Source organism: Pseudomonas sp. PICF141 (genome assembly GCF_002286815.1).
Classification (GTDB): Bacteria; Pseudomonadota; Gammaproteobacteria; order Pseudomonadales; family Pseudomonadaceae; genus Aquipseudomonas.
Genome location: NZ_MUNM01000063.1, coordinates 97,937 through 118,079 on the forward strand (window position 1 = coordinate 97,937; position 20,143 = coordinate 118,079).

The window sequence follows — 20,143 nt, forward strand, 5'->3', positions numbered from 1 at the left end:
TTAGATTTTTGCTTTTAGACTGGTCATCGTTTCTATTTTGTTTTTCATGAACTCATCTAATCCCTTTGCACGAAGAATGCATGCATCACATTGGGTGCAACCACTTCCCTTTATGCCGTTGTAACACGAAAGGGTATGGTGGCGGATTAAGTCTAGCTGTCTGTAGTGATCGGCCAGCGCCCAGGTTTCTGCCTTGTTTAACCACATAAGTGGGGTTTCAATTTGTAATTTATAGTCCATCCCCAATTCAACGGCTTTATTCATAGCCTTGATGAATTCATCCCTGCAATCCGGATAGCCTGAAAAGTCGGTTTCACAAACACCTGTGATTACAGCCTCGGCACCCACCTGGTAGGCATAAATAGAAGCAAGCGTTAAAAACAGAATATTCCGGCCAGGTACGAAAGTGTTTGGCAGGCTCTCCCCTGAGCAGGCAGAGATTGGTACTGGGATGTTGTCACGGGTAAGGCTACTGATCGCTAACTCATTTAATAATGAAGTGTCGAAAACCTTGTGCACTGTCACGCCAAGCTTTGTCGAAAGCTGTTGCGCAACTTCAATTTCTGCACGATGGCGCTGTCCATAATCGAATGTAATGCAGTGTATTTCTTCGTAGTTTGGTAATGCATGGATCAAGCAGGTTGTTGAGTCTTGTCCGCCACTAAAAACGATCACCGCTTTTCTATTCATGTTTTTCATCCCTGGAGTACCCCGACATGTCGCTGGGGTATCGACCCTACCGCGAAATTTAAGGCCTCGCTGTGGGACGTTTCCGAAATGACAGACGGCGCTTTCCCTAGTTTCATTTCTTCGCTGGGTGTGGAGGTTTGGCAAAGCCGTCTTCATGGGGTCGGAGTGGTTGAAAAACGGTAGTGTTGGTGACTACGCGACATTGCGGCATAACCTACAAATGCATCAGAAACCGCCGACTTGTGTGCTTTCCTGACCTTCGGTAATTTTATTGTCAGTATTACTACGCGGAAATTTCAGGATGCGAGGTTTATCGGAAGGCACCAGCAGGCATGAAAACCATGACCGAACAATTAAGTCGATGGGACTCCGCTGACTATCTCAAAACAGAAGAGGAGAGGGCTGAATATCTAGAAGTTTGCATGGATGCAATGAGAGGTGATTTGGAGTTTATCGCCAAAGTGCTTAAGACGATTGAGCGTGCTCAGGGATAGATTCTTGAACGATACTAGCGGCGTTCCCGAAAGGGGCTTGTGAGACTCTGAGGATCCTGGGCAACCAGCCATCGCAGAGCCAGACAGGTAAAGGGCAATGACAAGCCGACCTGTTTGTGAAAGGGCGCCGAAAGGCGCCCTTTGTCATTGTGGCGAGCGAGCTTGCTCCCGCTTGAGTGCGTAGCGCTCACAAAAATCGGCAGTGATCGTCAGAATTTTGGGGGCCGCTGCGCAGCCCAGCGCGAGCAAGCTCGCTCGCCACAGTTCCTCGGTCTCAGCTGGCTGGTATTGGGGCGATCCTCTCACCAGTGCCTTACTGAACCTTCGCCAAATCCCCTTTCAACGCAACGCCCGCCATGAGCGCCCCGGCGTGGCACTCATAGGTCGTGGCATCCTTGCGCTCATTTTTCTTGTAGTAACTGACGATGTTGGTCACGGCGTTGGCGCCGGCGTTTTTCGCGGCCTGGTGCAGGCTGATGATTGCCGATTGCGCGACCCATTCGCAGGCCACTTCATCAGACTTGTTGAAGGCATTGGTTTTCTTGTTGGTTACGGCGCCGGTGCTGAGCACGGTGACGTTGCCAGTCGGTGTATTGCCTGCCAGGTAGAACTTCACGCTGCCATCGATTTTGCCGGCGCGGGTGGCTTCGGCGACTGCTTTGTCAAAAGGCAGATACACCGCGGTGTCGCGGGCCTGGCTGATGCTCGGCAACGCGCAGATCAGCAGGGCGGTAGCGGCAGCGAGTTTCTTGAAGTGCATGAAGGTCTCCTTGACCTTGGTATTTCGTTTTACGACCAGCGGCGGAAAATCAACGAGGTGTTGACCCCACCAAAAGCGAAATTGTTGTTCATCACGTACTGGTTGCTCATCTGCCGGAATTCACCGCGCAGGTAGTCGAGTTTGCCGCACTGCGGATCGACCTCATCGAGGTTGAAGGTGTGCACATACACATCGCGGTTCATCATTTCGATGCTGAACCAGGACTCCAGCGCGCCGCAGGCTCCCAGGGTGTGGCCGAGGAAACTCTTCTGTGAACTGATTGGCATGTGTTCGCCGAACAACGCGCTGGTGGCCAGTGTTTCGGCAATATCGCCTTGTTCTGTAGCGGTGCCGTGACCGTTCACGTAGCCGATGTCGGAAGGCTGCAGTCCGGCGTCTTCCAGTGCCAGTTCCATGGCTCGGCGCATGGTGAGCTGTTCCGGGCGGGTAGCGTGCTGACCGTCGGCGTTGCTGCCAAAACCGACGATCTCGGCGTGGATGCGGGCACCGCGCGCCAAGGCATGTTCGAGCTCTTCGAGTACCAGCATGCCGCCGCCCTCACCGATCACCAGGCCATCGCGGCCCGTGTCGTAGGGGCGAGGGCTGGTTTGCGGGGCGTCGTTTTTCAGGCTGGTGGCGTAGAGCGCATCGAACACCATGGCTTCGGTGGGGCACAATTCTTCGGCGCCGCCGGCGAGCATCAGCGGCAGGCGGCCGAACTTGATCGATTCGTAGGCATAACCGATGCCCTGGCTGCCGCTGGTGCAGGCGCTGGAGGTCGGGATCAGCCTGCCGGCGAGGCCGAAGAAGATGCTGACATTGGCCGCTGTGGTGTGCGGCATCATCCGCACGTAGGAGTTGGCGTTCAAACCTTCGGCCACCGAGTTGAGCAGCATGTTGCCGAACGCCTTGATCTCGTCGGTGCTGCCGGTGGATGAGCCGCAGGAAACGCCCATGCGCCCGTCCTTGATCGATTCATCACCCAGCAGCCCGGCGTCTGCCAACGCTTGCTCAGCAGCACCAACAGCGAGCCGTGAGACGCGGCCCATGCTGCGCAGTTGTTTGCGGGTCCAGTGACTCGGCACTTTGAAGTCATCGATGGGCCCGGCCAGGCGCGTGCTGAGTTCGGTAAAACGGTCCCACTCGTCCATGCGGCGGATGCCGCTGCGGTTGGCGGCGAAGTTGGCGGCGATGGTGTCCCAGTCGCTGCCCAGTGAGGTGATGCCGGCCATGCCGGTGACGACGACGCGCTTCATCAGCACAGGCCTCCATTGACGGCCAGAACCTGCCGGGTGATGTACGACGCTTCCGCCGACATCAGGAAATTAACCGCACCAGCCACCTCTTCAGGGGTGCCCATGCGTTGTGCGGGGATCATTTTCATCAGTTCTTCCACCGGCACGTTTTCGTCGAGCATCGCCGTGTCGATCAGGCCGGGTGCGACACAGTTGACGGTGATTTTGCGCTTGCCCAGTTCGATCGCCAACGCCTTGGCAGCGCCGATCAAACCGGCCTTGGACGCGCTGTAATTGACTTGCCCGCGATTGCCGATCAACCCGGAAACCGAAGTGATGCAGACAATCCGCCCGGCGGCGCGACGACGGATCATCGGCATCATTACCGGGTGCAGCACATTGTAGAAACCGTCGAGATTGGTGCGCATCACCAGATCCCAATCCTCCTCGCTCAGGGCCGGGAAAGCACCGTCGCGGGTCAGGCCGGCGTTGAGCACCACGCCGTAATAGGCGCCGTGGGTTTCGACATCGGCTTGGAGAACAGCTTTGCAACGGGCACGGTCGGACACGTCGAATTGCAGGATACGAGCGTTGCGGCCCAGGGCCTCGACTTCGGCCTTGACGGCTTCGGCGTCTGCCAGACCGCTGCGGCAGTGCAGCACGATGTCATGCCCGGCCCGGGCCAGACGCAACGCGATAGCGCGACCAATACCACGGCTGGAGCCGGTGACCAGTACGGATTCAGTCATCACTCGACTCCTTGGGGTTCATGAAGATAGTGCGCGGCCTGGGGCGGACGAAACACGTTCAGCCGGGCGGTGGCATGGATGCCGGGGGCGGTGAGGTGGCATTCGAACACACCCATGCCGTTGTCGTCTTCCAGCGAGCGTATCCCATGGATGGTCAACTCGGTGCCGGCGGGGAAATGTTCCACGTTGCATTCGAATTTTCGGGTGCCGAGCAGAAAACCCAACTCCACGGCATTACCTTTCTGGCGCGCATGGCAGCCGGCGTACGCGGCGACGCTCTGGGCCATCAGCTCGATGCCGACCCAGGCCGGCAGACTGCCGTCCGGACGATTGAACAGGCCGTCGGGTTTGACGGTGAGTCGGGTATGAATCTGCTCATCATCGAACGACAGGATCTGCTCGATGAGGATCATGTCGCCAGCATGCGGCAGCAGTTCGGCGAGCGGCCAGGCAATCATGGGGCGTCTCCGATAATCAGGCTGACGTTATTGCCACCGAAGGCAAAGGAATTGCTCATCAGGTAGCGAGGTGCAATGGACGTCAGGTGGTCAGTCGGGGTCACCCAATGCAGGGCCGGCAAGTCGGGGTCGGGCTGACCGTCCCAGACATGGGGCGGCAGGGCATGCTCGCGGTTGTCCGCGCTCAGGCTCAGCCAGCAGAACGCCGCTTCCAGGGCACCGGCGGCACCGAGGGTATGGCCGGTCATCGGTTTGGTCGATGAGCAGGGCACGCCTTGTGGGAATAGTGTCGTCACGGCCAGGCTTTCCATGGCGTCGTTGTGTTGCGTGGCGGTGCCGTGCAGGTTCAGGTAACCGATCTGCCGGGGTTGCAGCCCTGCGCGGCTCAAGGCTGTGCGCATCGCTTGCAAGGCGCCACGACCGGTGGGTTCGGGCGCGGAAATATGGTGTGCATCGGAGCTGGCGCCACTGCCCAGCAGGGCAATCGGTTGGCAGTTGCCGGCATTTTTGCTCATCAGAAACAGTACCGCCGCTTCGCCGATATTGATGCCGTTTCGGTTGGCTGAAAACGGATTGCAGCGCTGCTCGGACACCGCTTCCAGGGCCGAAAAGCCATTGAGCGTCAGTTTGCACAAACTGTCGACGCCGCCGCACAACACGGCGTCGCACAGGCCCAGGTCGAGCAGTCGTTGGGCGCTCATCAGCGCCCGGGCGCTGGAAGTGCAGGCAGTGGAAATCACATAGGCCGGGCCGCTCAATTGCAGCCAGTCGGCGAGGAACGTTGCCGGTGCGCCGAGTTCCTGTTGCTGATAGTCGTAGTCGGCGGGGAACTGCTGCTCGCGGATGTAATGGGCCAGACCGCTGGTGGCCTCATGGATGCCCGAGGTGCTGGTGCCCAGGATGACGCCGATACGGTCGCGGCCGTAGGTCTGGATCGCTTGCTCGATGTCTTCGCCAATTTGCAGCGCAGCCTCAAGGAGCAATTGATTGTTGCGACTGCTTTGGTGCGCCAGCTCAGGTGGAATCGGCGCCAGCTCGCCGCGCACCGCCGCGACCGGCAGCGAGCGTTCGACCACCCAGCCGGCCTCGCTGCGCATGCCCGAGCAATCGCCGGCAAACAGGTTGCGCGCGACTTCCTGCTTGTCGCGGCCCAGGGCGCAGATTACCCCGAGGGCATTCAGATAGGCCGTCATGGCGTGCGCTCGCCTAACGGAGTGATGCGATAGTGCGGGCCTTGGGACACGTTCAATACAAAGCTCAGTGGTTGCGAATAGAGGATGTTCCAGCGTGGTGACAAAGACCGTTGCCCAGCGTCCTGCCGGGCAGCGGGATAGCTGCGATGCAGCTCGCCTGCGGGGGTCAACGCAAACAATAAGGCAGCGAACAGTTCCCGGGCTTCCGGATTGGGCGGCAGAAGGCCGTCGGCCTGCCACCGGCCATCAATCAGTTTCTGCCGTGCCACGGGAATTCCCAAAGGGTCCATCATCGACCAGCGAATGCCTGGGCCTTCACGCTGGATGACCAGCAGCCAGTCCTGACGCTGTTCGGCCATCTGCCGTTCGATGTGCAATTGCAGTGGCAACGCCAGGTTTGGGATTCGCTCGGGCAGCGGAGCCTGGCTGGCGCAAGCGCTCAGCAACAGGACACAGCTGAGCAACAGAAAGCGGATCAGCGCCGCAGACCCTGTGGGAGCGAGCCTGCTCGCGAATGCGACGGCACATCCAACACGTTTGTTGACTGACACACCGCTTTCGCGAGCAGGCTCGCTCCCACAGGTTTGAGTTGCGCTAGACATCAATCAGCACCTTCAAGAGGCTTGCGCGCGACCACATTGACCAGCCCTGGCCGCAACCGGCATCCAGCAATACCGGGTTGGCGGGCAATGGCGCGCTGAACAGGGCGCGCAAATCATTGATCGCCACCCGCAATACGTGATGCTGCCAGGTGTGGCTGCGCAGAAACCAGAACCCGAAACAGGTTTCTTCGACGTAGTTGTCGCTCAAGTAACTCATGTCGGGGCCTGTGCGCACAGGTCTGAGATCATCCGCAGCCGGCGTTTGGGTTCGCTGACAAACGGGTTGCGTTCATCCCAGGCATAACCCGCGAGGATCGAGCTGATCATGCGGCGGATTTCCGCTGCGCCGCCCTGATAAAAAATCACATCCTGAAAGGTCCCGGCGTACCAGCCTTCGACGTAGCAACGGAAGGTGTCGACGCCGCGCTTGAGCGGTTCAGCGAATTCGGTCTGCCAGTTGACGCTTTCACCTTGCAGTTGGCGGTGCAGCACGGCGGCGGCCATGCTCGCCGAACGCATGGCGATGGTCACTCCGGAGGAGAACACCGGGTCGAGAAATTCCGCCGCGTTGCCCAACAGGGCGAAACCCGGGCCATGCAAGGTTTTGACGTTGGCTGAATAACCGCCGATGGTCCGCGCGGGCGTATCCCACACGGCGTTGCTCAATGCACCGGCAAGGCTCGGCGTTTCACCAATAAAGCCACGCAGGCAGTCATCCAGATTCTCGGTGCGGCCTGCGAAATGCTCGGCGGCCGCCACAACACCCACCGAGCAACGGCCGTTACTGAACGGTATGGTCCAGAACCAGATATCGCGCTGGGTCGGATGGGTGGTGATGAGGATCTTCTCCCGGTCGAAAGCCGGGCTGTCGATGCAATCTTCGACGTGGGTGAACACGGCCTGGCGCACCGGGAAATTTGACGGTGCTTCAAGGTCGAGCAAGCGCGGCAGCACGCGACCGTAGCCGCTGGCATCGAGCACGAAGTCGGCCTCGACGCGGTATTGGCTACCGTCTTCGCGCAGCACATCGAGCTGCGGTTTCTCCAGGCTGAAATCGGCGCTGACAATGGCTTCGCCATAACGGACATCGACACCTTGCAACTCAGCCTGATCGGCCAGCAACTTATCGAAGTCGGCGCGCTGGACCTGGAACGTCGTCGGCTTGCCTTTGGTGAATGTGTCGCCGAAATCGAACGTGCTGTATTGCTCGCCCCAAGCGAACGCTGCACCGTTTTTGCGCTGGAAACCAGCGGCATTTACCGCCTCGAGCATGCCCGCTTCTTCGACGAAATCCAGGCAGTGGGACAGCAGGCTTTCACCGATGGAAAACCGTGGGAAATGCTGGCGCTCGATCATCAGCACATCATGACCTTTACGCTTGAGCAGCGCGGCGGCGATGGCGCCCGAGGGGCCGGCGCCGATGACCAGTACCTGACGACGTTCCATTTCAACTGTTGGCACGGGTGCTCCTTGCCGGGGCGGCGATGTTCAAAGGGATTCGGTGCATGCCGGCGAGCGCCGGCAGCAGGGTTGCGATCAGGCCCATCAACATCAGCGCAAAATACAGCGCCGGGCTGATGAGCTGTTGTTGCAGCAGCAGGTTGAGAAAGACAATCTCGCTCAAACCGCGAATATTCAGTAAAAGGCTTTCCCGCCAGCGGCTGGCACCTTCAAACGAGGCGCCGGCCCAGCCGAGGCCCAGCCAGTTGCCCAACAGTTTGCTGGCGATCGGCAACAGCAGAAGTGCGGCCAGTTGCACGCCGCTGAGACTGTCGATGGCGCTATGCACGTTGATCTGCACGATGCCGAACGTGAGGATCAGCGGGATGGCGATCCAGGTCTGCAAACGGCTCATCCACGCCGCCGACAATGGCAGCACCAATGGCACCTTGAGCGCGGCCATGCACAGCAGATAGCCGATGCCGAAAATCAGCGCATTGAGTTTGAAGTGTTCGGCGACCACCAGCAGCGCGAAGAAGCCGCCGCTGTGCAGCAACGGTTGGCGTAATCCGAGCAGGCGCAACAGCAATGGCAGGCAGGCGCCGGCGAGCGGCAGCAAGAGGCTGCTCAGGTGCAGGGTACCCTGGGCGAACGCAAACAGGGTCCAGCAGGTCAGGTCGATCAGGATCGCGGCTTGCACCAGTCGCCGGGTGGCGGCGGGCGGGTAGTTGATGTGTCGCAGGTACAGATACAACACCGGAATGGCGGTGATGGCGAACAGCAGACCGACCGCCAGCGAGCTGATCCACGGCTGCGGCGGCAACAGCCAGAACGCTGTCGCCAGCCCGCACGCAAACGGAATACAGAAACTCGGCAGGGCGATTTTCAGGCTCTGGCGTTCCAGGCGCAGGTCGATCACATCGCTGAGAATGTGCCCCAGCAGCAAGGCAAAGCTCAGGCTGTAGAGGTTCTCCAGCCAGCCCGGTGAGATCAGGTCGACGCCGCTGAGGTGCCAGCCCGGTTCGATCCACAAGTACATCAACAACGGCAGGCCGAAGGTCGCCAGCAGCAACTGGCTGACGATCGGAATCAGACCGAAATGACGACCGATACGAGTGGCCACGGCGAACAACACCAGGGCCATCATCCAGAACGCCGCGACCATCATGCTGCCGGCTCCACGACCGGGGCAGCATGCACTTGGCGTCCGGCCCATGGCGCAAGAATGAAACTGAACGCCAGGCCCAGGCTCACCGACAGGCCGAAGTTGCTCACCGCCGGCGTGCTGGACACCGCCAGCAGGCCGAACGACAGCCAAGTGGTCACCGCTGCCAGCAGGGTGCCCAGCAGACTCGCCGCAGCACCACCGATCTGTTCGCGCATGAGAATCGCGTAATCGACGCTGATGGCCGTCACCAGCAGCAGGCCGAACAGGCTGAACAGCGTCAGCGGCTGACCGAGCCAACCGAGGCTTGCCAGGCTGCACAGAGCCGCCAGCAACGGCAGGGAGACGATTCGCAACGCACCACCGAAACCGAATGGCAGGATCAGCACCAGCACGATCAACACGCAGGAGGCGAGTTTCAATTCAGCGGCGCTGATTTGAGTGGCGGCGAAAACCTGGTTCAGTTCGCCGAGGCGGTCCACCAGTTCCACGCCCGGCAAGTCCAGCGCCTGAATCCGCAACAGCGTGGGATTGTTCAAGCCTTGCAGGCTGACCATCGCCGCCACGCCGTCTTCGGTCGGCCCCAGCCACAGTGTGCGGTAGGGCTCGGCCAATGGACCGGCCAATGCTGCGTCGATGTCTTCGACAGGCAGCGCCTGCAACGTTGCCAGCTCGGCCTGCAACGCGGCGACCGGCACACCAAGGGCGAGCAACGGTTGCCAGAACTGTGGCAACTTGCTCAGTGCTTCACGCACTTTGCGCTGCTCGCTCGGTTGGCTGACCAGTTGATTGAGCGACAGATAGCCCTGAAGTTTATCCAGATTGACCAACTGATCCAGGCGCTCGCTCAGTGCCGTCAGCCGTTCGAGCAACGCCTGCTGATTGGCCGCGCGCACCAGGAAAAACTGGCTGGTAGGTTGATAGCCGGTGATGCGGGCGATGGTCTGCGCTTCGTCAGTCAGTTGCTGCGGTGTGCCGACCCATTGGCGAATGTCGTTTTTGCTCTGCAACTGCAACAGACCGCCGACACAGAAGGCGATCAGCAGTGCCAGCAGGACCGGCGTGCGCAAGTATTTGAGCAGCGACTCACGCAGCTCCAGTAACTTTTCGGCGATGCGCATCGGCCATTGCGCCGGCTGCAGAACCACGCCCTTGAGCAGCGCCGGCAACAGGCACACTGCCGACAGATAGGCGCCCACCAGGCCGGCAGCGGAGAACACGGCAATTTGGGTCAGGGCCGGAAACGGCGTCCAGGCCAGGGCCAGATAGCCGATGCAACTGGTGATCAGGCTCAGCGTCAGCCCCGGCAAAGTCAGACGTAACGCCGGCCAGCTGTGCCAGGGTTTCAGGCTCCAGCTTTTGGATAGGTAATGCAGTGGGTAATCCACTGCCACACCGATCAGGCTTGAGCCCAGCACCAGCGTCATCACATGCATATGGCCGAACAGCGCCACGCAGGCCACCGCACCGAACAACATGCCCACCAGCACCGGGACGAATGCCAGCAGCACCCTCCAGCGCCGGAAGGCCAGCAACAGCAGCAACACAATCCCGACTGTGGCGCCGCCGCCGACCCAGGTCATTTCGCGCGCGGCTTGCCGTTGACCGCTGGCGGCATACAGCAGGCCACTGGCGGCGAGCAGTTGCACATCGGCCCGGGCCGCTTCTTCGCGACTGTGCTGCAGCAGGTCGGCCACTTGCAGCGGCAAGTCCATGTCGAACGCGTTGCCGGCGGTTCGTGCCCGCAGCATCACCCAACTCTTGCCGTCGGCATCGGCAACCAGCGTACCGCTGCCGATGTCCAGTTGCACCGAGCCATGTTGTGGCTGGCTGTTCTGGATGCGCCCGGTCAGGCCGAGCCAGTCGTCCTGGCTCGGCACCAGGCTGAAGCCGGTGAACGGGTCGAACAGGGCTTGTACCCGTTGCTGGATAAAGGCGTCAGGGTGCTCGATGAGTTGCTGCCGGTCGGCAGCGGGCAGCATCGCCAGTCGACCTTGCAGCAATTGGCTGCGCAAGGCGGGCAAGTCGGCTTGCAGGGTCCACTGGACCTTTTCGAAGACGCCGCTGGCCTGCCATTGCTCGCCGAGTTTTTGCGCCATGGTAATGGCTTGCTGGCGATCTTTATGGCCGACCAGTACCAGCATTTCCCGGTTCAGCGGTTCTTGCATGCGCTGTTCGGCACGCAGTTGCAACGCGTCCGGCACGGTGCCTGGTACCAGTTCCATCAGGTTGGCCGACAGCGGTGCACCATCACGCCATTGCCAGCCGGCGAGCGCGAGCACCGCCAGCAGCAGGATCAGAAACAGCCGCGGGAGCATCCGTTCACTCGGCAAAGTCATGTTGCTCCGCATCGCTCAAGGGTTGTGCGCTGGTGCTGTCCTGCATGCGCAACAGGGTTCGGTCGCCCTGGGTTTCGAGCAGCTCGATGCTGTGCACCAGTTCGCCGCCATCAATGTTGATCTGATTGAACACCTGTTTGAGCAGCATCGAGCGCGGGATCAGGGTCAGTTTCCAGCGCTGTGCGTCGCCGCTCAGCGAAAGCTCGAAATCCCGTTGCAGGCCACTGCTGTCGCCTTGCAGTACCGCAAGGAACAAGCGGTTCTGTTCGGCACCGGCGCTCTTGTTCGGCAGCATTTGCCAGCCGCTGGCATCACGCCGGGCAATGCCTTTGTCGCTGATGCGGTAGTCCTGTTGCAGCGGCGTTTTCAGCAGCCAGAGCAAACCATGGTTTTTTGCCAGAACGAAGGTGCCCTTGCTGGTCAGCGGCTGGGGCAGAGCGCGCAGGTGTTTTTCCTGGACGAAGCTGCCGTGGATCACATCGGGTTTGGCCAGTTGATCGCTGAGCTGTTGCAGATCGAAGGCCTGCGCCAGTGAAGTAAAACCCAGCGCCAGCACAAACATGTAGCAGCTGCCGAGCCCGCGAGGCTGCGTCCGGCGGCGAAGCCGTCGTAAGACCTGCGCATGCGGTGCTTCAGGGAAATCGCAGGGCGACCGCTGCGCAGTCCAACGCAGGCTTCGCCAGCTGCTACAGAGGGTTTTCAGCAGTTTCATGGCAACATCCTTTCAACCGCGTCGGTGAACACCTTCGGCGAAGCCAACTGCATTTCGCGGCTGCTCATGTCGACGGCGACCTGCACCGAACAGGCGCGGGTCAGGCGTTCGCCGGTGGCCAGATCGCTGATCAGATAGCTGATTTTCAAGCGGTTTTGCCACTCCACCAGGTTGGCGCGCACATTCAGCTTCTGGCCGAACACCGCGCCGCGCACATAGCGCAGTTGCAAATCGATCACCGGCCAGGCGTAACCCGACGCCACCATGGCGTCGTAGTTGTGGCCGATCTTGTCCAGCAGCGCACAGCGGGCGACTTCCAGGTATTTGACGTAATGGCCGTGCCAGACCACGTTCATGGTGTCGACGTCAAAGAAGGGTACGAGGATTTCCGTGTCGGTGTGCAGCACTCCCTTGCTACGCATGCAGCCTCCAGTGTTGTTCGGCGATACGTTGCAGGCACAGGCGCAATTCGCCTTCCAGGGCACGGTCTTCGATGACCGGCGGGAAGTCCTTGGCCAACTCTTCGTGCATTGCAGCCAGGGCCGGTGGCAGTGGTCGCGCGTCTTCAGCCTGGCCACGTAGCCAGACGCCTTGGTTGGCGGCCAGCAGCGTGGCGGCGGCGACCTGTTCGGTCAGCTCCAGTACGCGGATGGCGTCGCGGGCGGCGATGGTGCCCATGCTGACTTTGTCCTGGTTATGGCACTCGGTGGAGCGCGAGAAGACGCTGGCCGGCAGGGTGTTTTTCAGGGCTTCGGCGGTCCAGGCGCTGGTGCCGATCTGCACTGCCTTGAAGCCATGGTTAAGCATTGCACGGTCGGCGCTGGCGCCAGACAGGTTGCTCGGCAAGCCATGGTTGTAACGCTCGTCCACCAGCAGCGCGAGCTGGCGGTCGAGCAAGTCGGCAACGTTGGCCACCAGGTTTTTCAGACTGTCCATGGCGAAGGCAATATGGCCGCCGTAGAAGTGCCCGCCGTGCAGCACGCGTTCGGCTTCGGCGTCGATGATCGGGTTGTCGTTGGCGCTGTTGAGTTCGATCTCGATGAACGAGCGCAGCCAGTTCAGGCTGTCGGCCAGGACGCCGAGCACATGCGGTGCACAACGCAGGGAATAACGGTCTTGCAGGCGATGCAGCGGCGCGGTCGGTGCATTGATTGCAAGATCCTTGCGCAACCAGGCGGCGACTTGCATCTGCCCCGGATGGGGTTTGGCGGCGAACAGACGCTCGTCGAAGTGTTCCGGGTTGCCCTGCAACGCGACCACGTTCAGCGCGGTAATGCGCGTGGCCAGTTGCAACAGGTAATCGGCGCGGGCATAAGCCAGGCAGGCGAGGCCGGTCATCACGGCGGTGCCGTTCATCAGCGCCAGCGCTTCTTTGGGGCGCAATACCAGCGGCTCCCAGCCCAGCTCGCTGTGCACATCGGCGGCTTGTCGACGCTCACCGCGAAACATCACTTCGCGCTCGCCGGACAAGGTCGCGGCGACGTAGGACAGCGGCGTCAGATCACCGCTGGCGCCCACCGAACCTTCTTCCGGAATCAGCGGCAGGATGTCGTATTCGAGGAAGGCCTGCAGGCGCTCCAGCAGTTCCACGCGTACTCCGGAAACCCCTTGGCACAGCGACTGCAAACGCGCCGCCAGCACCGCCCGGGTGGCTTGGGCGTCGAGCAGTTTGCCCAGGCCGCAACCGTGGAAGGTATACAGATGACGCGGCAGGGCTTCGACGTGGTGCAGCGGTACCGCCACCACGCAGGAGTCGCCATAACCGGTGGTCACGCCATAGATCACGCCTTCCTTGTCCAATAGGGAATCAAGGAATTGCGGACCCTTGGCGATGCGCTGGCGAAACTCGGGATCGCCCTGCAATTGCGTCGGCACCCGACGGTTGGCCAGGGCCAGCACGTCTTCGATGCGCAAAGGGAGTTCGCCGAAGGTTACCGGCTCAAGCGTTGGCGTCGTCATCGGTCTTCCAGAAAGGGTAAAAGTTGAACCATTGTTGGGGCGCTTCGAGGCAATAGTGACTCAGGCGTTCGGCGTAGCGGGAGGCCCACTGATGAATGACCTGTTCGCGGTCGCTGCGCTTCCAAACGATGGCGTCGGCGAACGGTTCGAGGGTCAGTCGGTAGTCGCCAGTGGGTTTCTTCAGGCACAGCATCAGGTTGATCGGGCATTTCAGCAGACCGGCCAGCAACCATGGACCCTGAGGAAACGCGGCTTGATGACCGAGAAAACCCACGCTCACGCTGCGCCCGCCATGCAATGGCACGCGGTCGCCGGCAATCGCCAGCCATTCGCCGCGCTCCAGGCGTTCATGCAGCTGCAGCATGATCACCGCGTCCAGCTCGCTGACCTGAATCAGGCGCAGATTGGTCGCCCCGGCTTCGCCCAGCAGGCGGTTGAATTGTTCGGCATGCTTGGTGTGCACCAGCACGTTCATGGTGACTTTCTCACCGATCTCGGCCAATGCCCGGCAGACCTCGAGATTGCCCAGGTGCGCGCCTACCAGCATTTGCCCGCGTGTGCCGCGCAGCTTATTGCGCAGCAGCGCCGGGTCGATGATCTCGATTTGGTCGATGCTCAGCTTACCGTTCCACACATCGAGTTTGTCGAGCATGGAATCGGCGAAGGCCATGAATTGGCCAAACACCCGCCAATGGGTCGGGCGCAGCTCGCTGCGACCGCTCCAGTCAGCGAGTCGCTGTTGGTATTGCCAGGCACTTTGGCGGGCACTGCGTCCGAACAGGAAAAAGTACAGCACGATGCCGTACAGCAATGGGCTGAGCAATCGGCGACCCAAGACTTTTGCGCATAGCGCGGTGAACTTCATCAGCCAGAAGCTGCCGCGCTCCTGACGATCGGCCCAATGCTGTTTGTCGGCGTTGTCGCTCATGCTCGCCACCGTCGCCAGAGGATTACCGGTGCGCGCAGCAACATGCCGAAGAACAGCCGGGTGTGCATGCTCGAAATCAATACGTTGTCGTGGAACAAGCGGAAATGCGAGACGCCATCCTGAGGGTAATGAACCCTGGTTCTCAGCCACTGCATCGGCTGATTACGCCAGGCCAGGCGCACCAGGATGTCGGAGTCGAAGTCCATGCGTTTACCGATCCTGGCCGAGTCGATCAGCGCCAGGGTCGGTGGCAATGGGTAGACACGGAAGCCGCACATCGAGTCGCGAATCTGCAATGACAGGGTGTTGATCCAGACCATCACATGGGTCAGGTAGCGGGCGTATAAACGGCCTTTCGGCACGCTGGCGTCGTATTGTGGATAACCGCAGATCATCGCGTCGGGGTGGGCGCGTGAATGTTCGATGAAGACTTTGACGTCTTGCAGGTCGTGCTGGCCGTCGGCGTCCACCTGCAAGGCGTGGCTGAAGCCCAGGCGCGAAGCTTCGCGCAAACCGGTCATTACCGCGCCGCCCTTGCCTTGATTGACGGTGAGCCTGATCAGGTAAACCCGGTCCCGCTGGGCCAGTCGGTCAAGCACCTTGGCGCAGGCCGGGCTGCTGGCATCGTCCACCAGAATGCAGGGCAGGCCACTGGCAAGCAGGGCATCGACCACCGCGGTAATTGCCGTTTCGTGGTTGTAGACCGGGATTACGGCGCAAGGGTTATGCATGGTGGCTCATTCCCTCGCCCGTGTAGCAGCTGCCGAAGGCTGCGTTCGAGCGCGAAGCGGTCGTAAACCGGTATTGGAGATCTTTCAGAATAAACGTGGTAACCCAGATGCGAGCGCTTCGCACTCGAACGCAGCCTTCGGCAGCTGCTACAGCGGAACTCAACTTATCCACAGGCAGCCTCCAGCAAAATCCGCCCACTGGAGCAGGTGGCGGTTTCGTTGCGATAGGTGAAATACAATTTGCTGCGCGCCGAGTCGAAGCGCAGGTGCAACTGGATTTCATCACCGGGGCGTACCAGTTGCTGGAATTTCAGCACTTCCATGCCGGCGAATTTTGCCGGCAGATCCATCAATCGCTGGCCCAGGCTCAATGCCCAATCCACCTGCACCACGCCGGGCAATACCGGCGCTCGGGGAAAGTGGCCGCTGAAATACGCCAGGTCTGGTGGAACGGCCAATTGCAGGCTCCATTCGCCATCGGTGTCGATTTGCTCCAGCACTTCCGGGGCCTTTGGACGGGGCGCCAGCAGCAAGGCTTCCACCTCGGCCTGGGGCAGTTTGCCTTGTGCGTTGAGCGGTAGCTGCCGCAACAAGCGCCAGCGGCGTGGCAGGGCCAGCGTTTCACAATGCTGACTCAGGTGCTGACGCAAGGCTTGAGTGAGGCTGCGTCGACCCTGATTGCGCAAGGCACGCAGGCCTCGTTCGCTGAGTACCAGCAGCGCCCCTAATGAAGCGCGATTTTCCTGAACCACGGCGAGGCGTGCTTCGGCGACCCAGTCGTGAGCCATCAGCGCTTGTTCGAGCATCGGTAGCGAAATACGTTTTTCTTCCAGTTTGACGATTCGGTCCAGCCGTCCCAACAGCTCGAAACGGCCGTCGGCGGCGATGCGCGCGGCATCGGCGGTGTGTTCGACATGGCCGGCTGGCAAATACGCTGAGGCGACAAGCAGGGCACCATCGTTGTCCTGGCTCAGCGCTACATCGGCGAAGGGTTGCCACAGATGCGGGCCCTGACGCCAGGCGATGCCGCCAGTTTCCGAGCTGCCGAAAATTTCTGTCGGCCATTGTTGCAGGCGCTCATGCAGGCATTGCGCTGCTTCGGCGGGCAACGCACCACCGGAGGAAAATACCCGGCGCACCGCGCTCAGCGCTGGCCAGTCGAGGTTGTCGCCCATGCGCTTGAGCAGCGCCGGGCTGGCGACCCAGGCGAAGGCCGGGTATTCGCGGCTGGCGCGCTGCAAATCTTCCGGGAAGGCCAATTGCTTGCGGACGAACGAGCGCCCGGCGCACAACGGCCACAGCACCCGAAACAGCAACCCGTAGATGTGTTGAGTGGCGACGCTGCCAATGATGCAGGCCTCGCCCAGATCTGCGCCCCACAGATGCTCCAGCGCTTCGACTTCATTGGCCAATTGGCGCAGGGTTTTGTCGATACGCTTGGGTTCGCCACTGGAGCCGGAGGTGCACAGGCTCAGCTGACAGCGATCCAGATCCAGAGCACTGGCTGGCAGCGGTGCATGCCGATAATCGCTCAGGTGCGCATCCTCAGCCTGGTCGGTCAGCCACAGATCGACCTCGGTCGACCAGCGCTGGCGAGTTTGCGCTTGCAAGTCCGCGGGCAGCAGTACGCTGACCCCGGCACGCCAGGCGCCGAGCAGGGCAATGGCCAGGTCGGCAGCGTCTTCAAGGTGCACGGCGATGCGCTGCACGCCTTGCGCTTGCAGGCCGGCAGCCAGGCTCAGGGCCTGTTCGCACAATTGCGCATGATTCAACGCAGGTTCGGCCGTCACGACATGGTCTGGCCGAGCCTTGAGCAACAGTTGCTCAAGTGTTATCCAATTCATGGGCGGCCTCTTACCCGTTGTCGTATCAGCCATTCAATGGCAAACATCAGGCCGATCAATCCATAGGAGATCAGGCCGGTGTACAACATCCACCAATTCAGCGGCGCCCAAAGGGTCAGGGCCGCGGCGCACAAGCCGTTGCAGAGAAAGAACACGCTCCAGGCAATCGTCACCCGGCGGGTGTAGCGAATGGCCTTGGCCGGTAATTCCGGCTCTCGCAGCCGGGCCAGGCGCTCGATCATCGGCGGGCCATATTTCAGGCTCAGCCCGAACAGCACCAGCATGAATGCGCTGATCAATACCGGGTACCAGCGCAGCAGCACCGGGCTGTCGAACAGCGCCAGCAACAGGCAGAATGCGATGGCGACCACGGCCATCCACAGGCTTTCAGGCCGCCGCTGGCCAGTCAGCGCCCGTGCCAGCCACAGGCTACCCAGCAGCAGACCGAACTGCCACGGGGCAAAATGCGCCATGCCGAAATACACCGCAAAGGGGTACAAAAGGCCCGCCAGCAGCAGGCCGAGGCCGATCAGTCGGCTCATGCGGCGGGTTGAACCAGACGGTAGACCGCCTCGACCACGTCGCTGACGGTACGCACCGATTTGAATTCCTCGGCGGCGATTTTCTTGCCGGTCTGGCGTTTGATGTGATCGATCAGGTCGACCGCATCGATGCTGTCGATTTCCAGATCCTGATACAGGTTGGACCCCAGACTGATGCGCTCGGGCTCCAGCTCGAAGAGTTCGACCAGAGCATCGCGCAGGGTATTGAAAATATCGTCACGAGTTTGCATGGTCCGGTCTCAAGCTGCCTGCTTTGCGGTGACGAACGCCGCAAGGCTCGCCACGTTGGTGAAGTGATTACGGGTGTCCTTGGCGTCGGCATCGATTTTGATGCCGTACTTTTTCTGGATGGCCAGGCCGAGTTCCAGGGCGTCTACCGAGTCCAGGCCCAGGCCTTCGCCGAACAGCGTTTGTTCATCGCCGATATCATCGACGCTGATGTCTTCGAGGCCCAGGGCATCGATGATCAGTTCTTTTATCTCACGGTGCAGATCGCTCATCTTCGGCGAGCTCCTTAATAAAGTAATGGTGCAAATAATCATTGAGCTTGCGCGAGGCCTGAGGCGCAGGCCCCTGCGTAGCGAAGGCCTGTGGGTCTATATCGGCCCCAACGCGAAAACTGAAGTGCACGCGGCGTTTGGGGATCCGATACCAGGGTTCGGCCTTGGTCAATGTGGTCGGGCTGACCTTGATGATCACCGGGGTGAGGATTCTCGCACCACGCAGGGCGATTGCCGCGCCCCCCCGATGAAAGGCCGGCGGTTTACCGGGTTGAGTGCGGGTGCCCTCGGGAAAGATGATCAGGGTCTGACCGCTTTTCAGCGCATCGGCAGCGGCGTCGAGCATATCCATGCTGCCATCGTTGCTGATGTAATCGGTGCGGCGTAGCGGGGCGCGGGTGAACGGGTTTTCCCAGAGGCTTTTCTTGACCACACAGTTGGAGTGGCCCACCAGGCCGATCAAAAATACGACATCGATCAACGAGGGGTGATTGGCAACGATCATCTGCCCTGGCCGCCCGAGTTTTTCCGCGCCCTGAATGTCATAAGTCAGCACGCCGGCGCGAGCCATGAACCGAATGAAAAACCAGAAACAGCGGCTTACTGTCTGTCGGGCGCGCCGACGATGGGCCTGGGCGTCTCCCGGCAGGCAACTCAGCAGCGGGAATACCACCACTCGCAGGCATAGCCCGCCCAACCCGAACAGGGTGAAGCTTGCGGCAGTGGCCAGCAGGCGCCAGTAATAGGCGTCGCGGTTTTTATCGGTCACAGGTTGCGTTGCCAGGTCCATACACGATTTTTCCAGGCATGTTGGCAGGTCGTTTGCTGGCCGAGCAGGGTACGCAACAGATTCAGGGCATGGGGCCAACGGGTTTTGGACAACGCTTGCGAGGTGCTGTTCAGCGACAGCTGCCACTGATTGCCAGGTGTAATCAACAGGCCCACCGCGTAGGGGAATGGCACATCGTCGATCCAGGCCGTGTAGGCCGCGGGCGGTTGCTCCTCCGTCACTATCAGCAGTACCGCGGGTGCGCCTTCCTCGAGCAGCGCCGCCGCTTCCAGCATGCCGTGTTCAAGGCCATCTCCCGCCGCGGCGAGGGCGGTCATTTCGCTGGTTTCGCCACGCATGATCGACCACAGGCCGATCACCGCATTGTGCACCGACAGGCTGAACTGAGTGGGTGACAACGGTTGATCCGTCGCCAGATCGCTGAGAATGTCAAAGGTGCGCGGGGTTTCGCCATGGCGGGAAATAAAGATCAACGGTAGGTCCTGGCGACCATCGGCCAAAGGCCAGCCGACACTGAACGCCATCCGCGCCAGACGGCTGAGGCGTCGACGCTGCATGGCCGGCAGAAACGATACGTCGGGAGCGACATCGCTGCGCTCGAGCACAACCGGTTGCCGGCTCCAGGCCTGCCAGTCATTCACGCTTTCAAGCCCGGGGGCCCACGCGCGCCATTGGGCGATGTTGAAGTTGATCACAGACATTCAATCCCGCCCCTGCAGGCTTTCTTTTGACGCGGTGAGCCGCTAAAAATCGCGGCAGACCTTACGTGGCGCTTAACGCCGAGTGGCGCGCATTATCCCGTTGCGACGGGTGTGTAGCAAATGCTGGTTACATTTTGTGCAACGAAATGTACCGTCTGGTTCGCGAAAAAAACTGTCGTTTGGCCATTATCCACGCGGCGTCGGACATGTCTGTCAGCTCCATCGGCGATCGATGGGTGAGTTGGCGGCGTTTTCCGACGGAAATTACCCATGATTGTGTAGTCCCGATG

The 20,143-nt window shown here is 60.7% G+C and carries 22 protein-coding genes and 1 pseudogene; 1 reads left to right on the top strand and 22 read right to left on the bottom strand.

All coding sequences use genetic code 11. The features are described from left to right. Complete coding sequence (gene queC / locus BZL43_RS17650; protein ID WP_095633490.1) at positions 1-690, bottom strand: 7-cyano-7-deazaguanine synthase QueC; 690 nt, start codon at positions 688-690, stop codon at positions 1-3. Between the two features lie 332 nt (positions 691-1,022). On the opposite strand from queC, the gene BZL43_RS17655 reads away from it, so the two are divergent. Beyond that, positions 1,023-1,184, top strand: coding sequence for a DNA-binding protein (locus BZL43_RS17655; RefSeq protein ID WP_095633491.1), 162 nt, complete (start codon positions 1,023-1,025; stop codon positions 1,182-1,184). A gap of 313 nt (positions 1,185-1,497) precedes the next feature. On the opposite strand, the gene BZL43_RS17660 is transcribed toward BZL43_RS17655, so the two are convergent. The 21 genes and pseudogenes from BZL43_RS17660 to BZL43_RS17760 all read right to left on the bottom strand — a co-directional run bounded on the left by BZL43_RS17660 (position 1,498) and on the right by BZL43_RS17760 (position 19,853). Continuing rightward, positions 1,498-1,944 (bottom strand): excinuclease, encoded by a 447-nt coding sequence (locus tag BZL43_RS17660; protein WP_095633492.1) that lies wholly within the window; start codon positions 1,942-1,944, stop codon positions 1,498-1,500. Between the two features lie 29 nt (positions 1,945-1,973). Next, positions 1,974-3,200, bottom strand: a complete 1,227-nt coding sequence (locus BZL43_RS17665; RefSeq protein ID WP_095633493.1) for a beta-ketoacyl-ACP synthase — start codon at positions 3,198-3,200, stop codon at positions 1,974-1,976. Continuing rightward, positions 3,200-3,928, bottom strand: a complete 729-nt coding sequence (gene fabG, locus BZL43_RS17670) for a 3-oxoacyl-ACP reductase FabG (protein WP_095633494.1) — start codon at positions 3,926-3,928, stop codon at positions 3,200-3,202. Before fabG ends, BZL43_RS17665 begins: the two co-directional genes overlap by 1 nt. Further along, the gene (locus BZL43_RS17675) at positions 3,928-4,386 is read right to left on the bottom strand and encodes a hotdog family protein (protein ID WP_095633495.1); all 459 of its coding nucleotides are present in this window, start codon (positions 4,384-4,386) and stop codon (positions 3,928-3,930) included. The genes fabG and BZL43_RS17675 overlap by 1 nt, the downstream gene beginning before the upstream one ends. After that, positions 4,383-5,579, bottom strand: coding sequence for a beta-ketoacyl-[acyl-carrier-protein] synthase family protein (locus BZL43_RS17680; RefSeq protein ID WP_095633496.1), 1,197 nt, complete (start codon positions 5,577-5,579; stop codon positions 4,383-4,385). The genes BZL43_RS17675 and BZL43_RS17680 overlap by 4 nt, the downstream gene beginning before the upstream one ends. Beyond that, complete coding sequence (locus tag BZL43_RS17685) at positions 5,576-6,058, bottom strand: hypothetical protein (protein ID WP_095633523.1); 483 nt, start codon at positions 6,056-6,058, stop codon at positions 5,576-5,578. The genes BZL43_RS17680 and BZL43_RS17685 overlap by 4 nt, the downstream gene beginning before the upstream one ends. 160 nt (positions 6,059-6,218) lie before the next feature. Next, a pseudogene (locus BZL43_RS17690) lies at positions 6,219-6,398 on the bottom strand (SAM-dependent methyltransferase); the annotation flags it as partial. After that, entirely contained in the window at positions 6,395-7,642 is a 1,248-nt protein-coding gene (locus BZL43_RS17695; protein WP_095633497.1) for an NAD(P)/FAD-dependent oxidoreductase, read from the bottom strand. The pseudogene BZL43_RS17690 and the gene BZL43_RS17695, both read right to left, overlap by 4 nt. Continuing rightward, entirely contained in the window at positions 7,629-8,789 is a 1,161-nt protein-coding gene (locus tag BZL43_RS17700) for a sodium:proton antiporter (RefSeq protein ID WP_095633498.1), read from the bottom strand. The genes BZL43_RS17695 and BZL43_RS17700 overlap by 14 nt, the downstream gene beginning before the upstream one ends. After that, positions 8,786-11,125 (bottom strand): MMPL family transporter, encoded by a 2,340-nt coding sequence (locus BZL43_RS17705; RefSeq protein WP_095633499.1) that lies wholly within the window; start codon positions 11,123-11,125, stop codon positions 8,786-8,788. The genes BZL43_RS17700 and BZL43_RS17705 overlap by 4 nt, the downstream gene beginning before the upstream one ends. Further along, positions 11,109-11,687, bottom strand: a complete 579-nt coding sequence (locus tag BZL43_RS17710) for an outer membrane lipoprotein carrier protein LolA (protein ID WP_095633524.1) — start codon at positions 11,685-11,687, stop codon at positions 11,109-11,111. Before BZL43_RS17710 ends, BZL43_RS17705 begins: the two co-directional genes overlap by 17 nt. A 146-nt stretch (positions 11,688-11,833) precedes the next feature. Further along, the gene (locus BZL43_RS17715; RefSeq protein WP_095633500.1) at positions 11,834-12,259 is read right to left on the bottom strand and encodes a thioesterase family protein; all 426 of its coding nucleotides are present in this window, start codon (positions 12,257-12,259) and stop codon (positions 11,834-11,836) included. Next, the gene (hutH, locus tag BZL43_RS17720) at positions 12,252-13,796 is read right to left on the bottom strand and encodes a histidine ammonia-lyase (RefSeq protein ID WP_095633501.1); all 1,545 of its coding nucleotides are present in this window, start codon (positions 13,794-13,796) and stop codon (positions 12,252-12,254) included. Before hutH ends, BZL43_RS17715 begins: the two co-directional genes overlap by 8 nt. Next, positions 13,777-14,724 carry a glycosyl transferase gene (locus BZL43_RS17725; RefSeq protein WP_095633502.1) on the bottom strand — a complete coding sequence of 316 codons (948 nt, stop codon included), beginning with the start codon at positions 14,722-14,724 and terminating at the stop codon, positions 13,777-13,779. Before BZL43_RS17725 ends, hutH begins: the two co-directional genes overlap by 20 nt. Beyond that, on the bottom strand, positions 14,721-15,455 hold the full coding sequence (locus BZL43_RS17730) for a glycosyltransferase family 2 protein (RefSeq protein WP_095633503.1): 735 nt from the start codon (positions 15,453-15,455) through the stop codon (positions 14,721-14,723). Before BZL43_RS17730 ends, BZL43_RS17725 begins: the two co-directional genes overlap by 4 nt. Before the next feature lie 164 nt (positions 15,456-15,619). Then, positions 15,620-17,299 carry an acyl-CoA synthetase family protein gene (locus BZL43_RS17735; protein WP_095633504.1) on the bottom strand — a complete coding sequence of 560 codons (1,680 nt, stop codon included), beginning with the start codon at positions 17,297-17,299 and terminating at the stop codon, positions 15,620-15,622. Further along, on the bottom strand, positions 17,296-17,841 hold the full coding sequence (locus tag BZL43_RS17740; protein ID WP_095633505.1) for a hypothetical protein: 546 nt from the start codon (positions 17,839-17,841) through the stop codon (positions 17,296-17,298). Before BZL43_RS17740 ends, BZL43_RS17735 begins: the two co-directional genes overlap by 4 nt. Continuing rightward, the gene (locus BZL43_RS17745) at positions 17,838-18,092 is read right to left on the bottom strand and encodes an acyl carrier protein (RefSeq protein ID WP_007903178.1); all 255 of its coding nucleotides are present in this window, start codon (positions 18,090-18,092) and stop codon (positions 17,838-17,840) included. Before BZL43_RS17745 ends, BZL43_RS17740 begins: the two co-directional genes overlap by 4 nt. Before the next feature lie 9 nt (positions 18,093-18,101). Then, positions 18,102-18,362 (bottom strand): phosphopantetheine-binding protein, encoded by a 261-nt coding sequence (locus BZL43_RS17750; RefSeq protein ID WP_095633506.1) that lies wholly within the window; start codon positions 18,360-18,362, stop codon positions 18,102-18,104. Next, entirely contained in the window at positions 18,343-19,152 is an 810-nt protein-coding gene (locus BZL43_RS17755; protein ID WP_095633507.1) for a 1-acyl-sn-glycerol-3-phosphate acyltransferase, read from the bottom strand. The genes BZL43_RS17750 and BZL43_RS17755 overlap by 20 nt, the downstream gene beginning before the upstream one ends. After that, complete coding sequence (locus BZL43_RS17760) at positions 19,128-19,853, bottom strand: beta-ketoacyl synthase chain length factor (RefSeq protein ID WP_095633508.1); 726 nt, start codon at positions 19,851-19,853, stop codon at positions 19,128-19,130. The genes BZL43_RS17755 and BZL43_RS17760 overlap by 25 nt, the downstream gene beginning before the upstream one ends. Positions 19,854-20,143 lie beyond the last annotated feature (290 nt).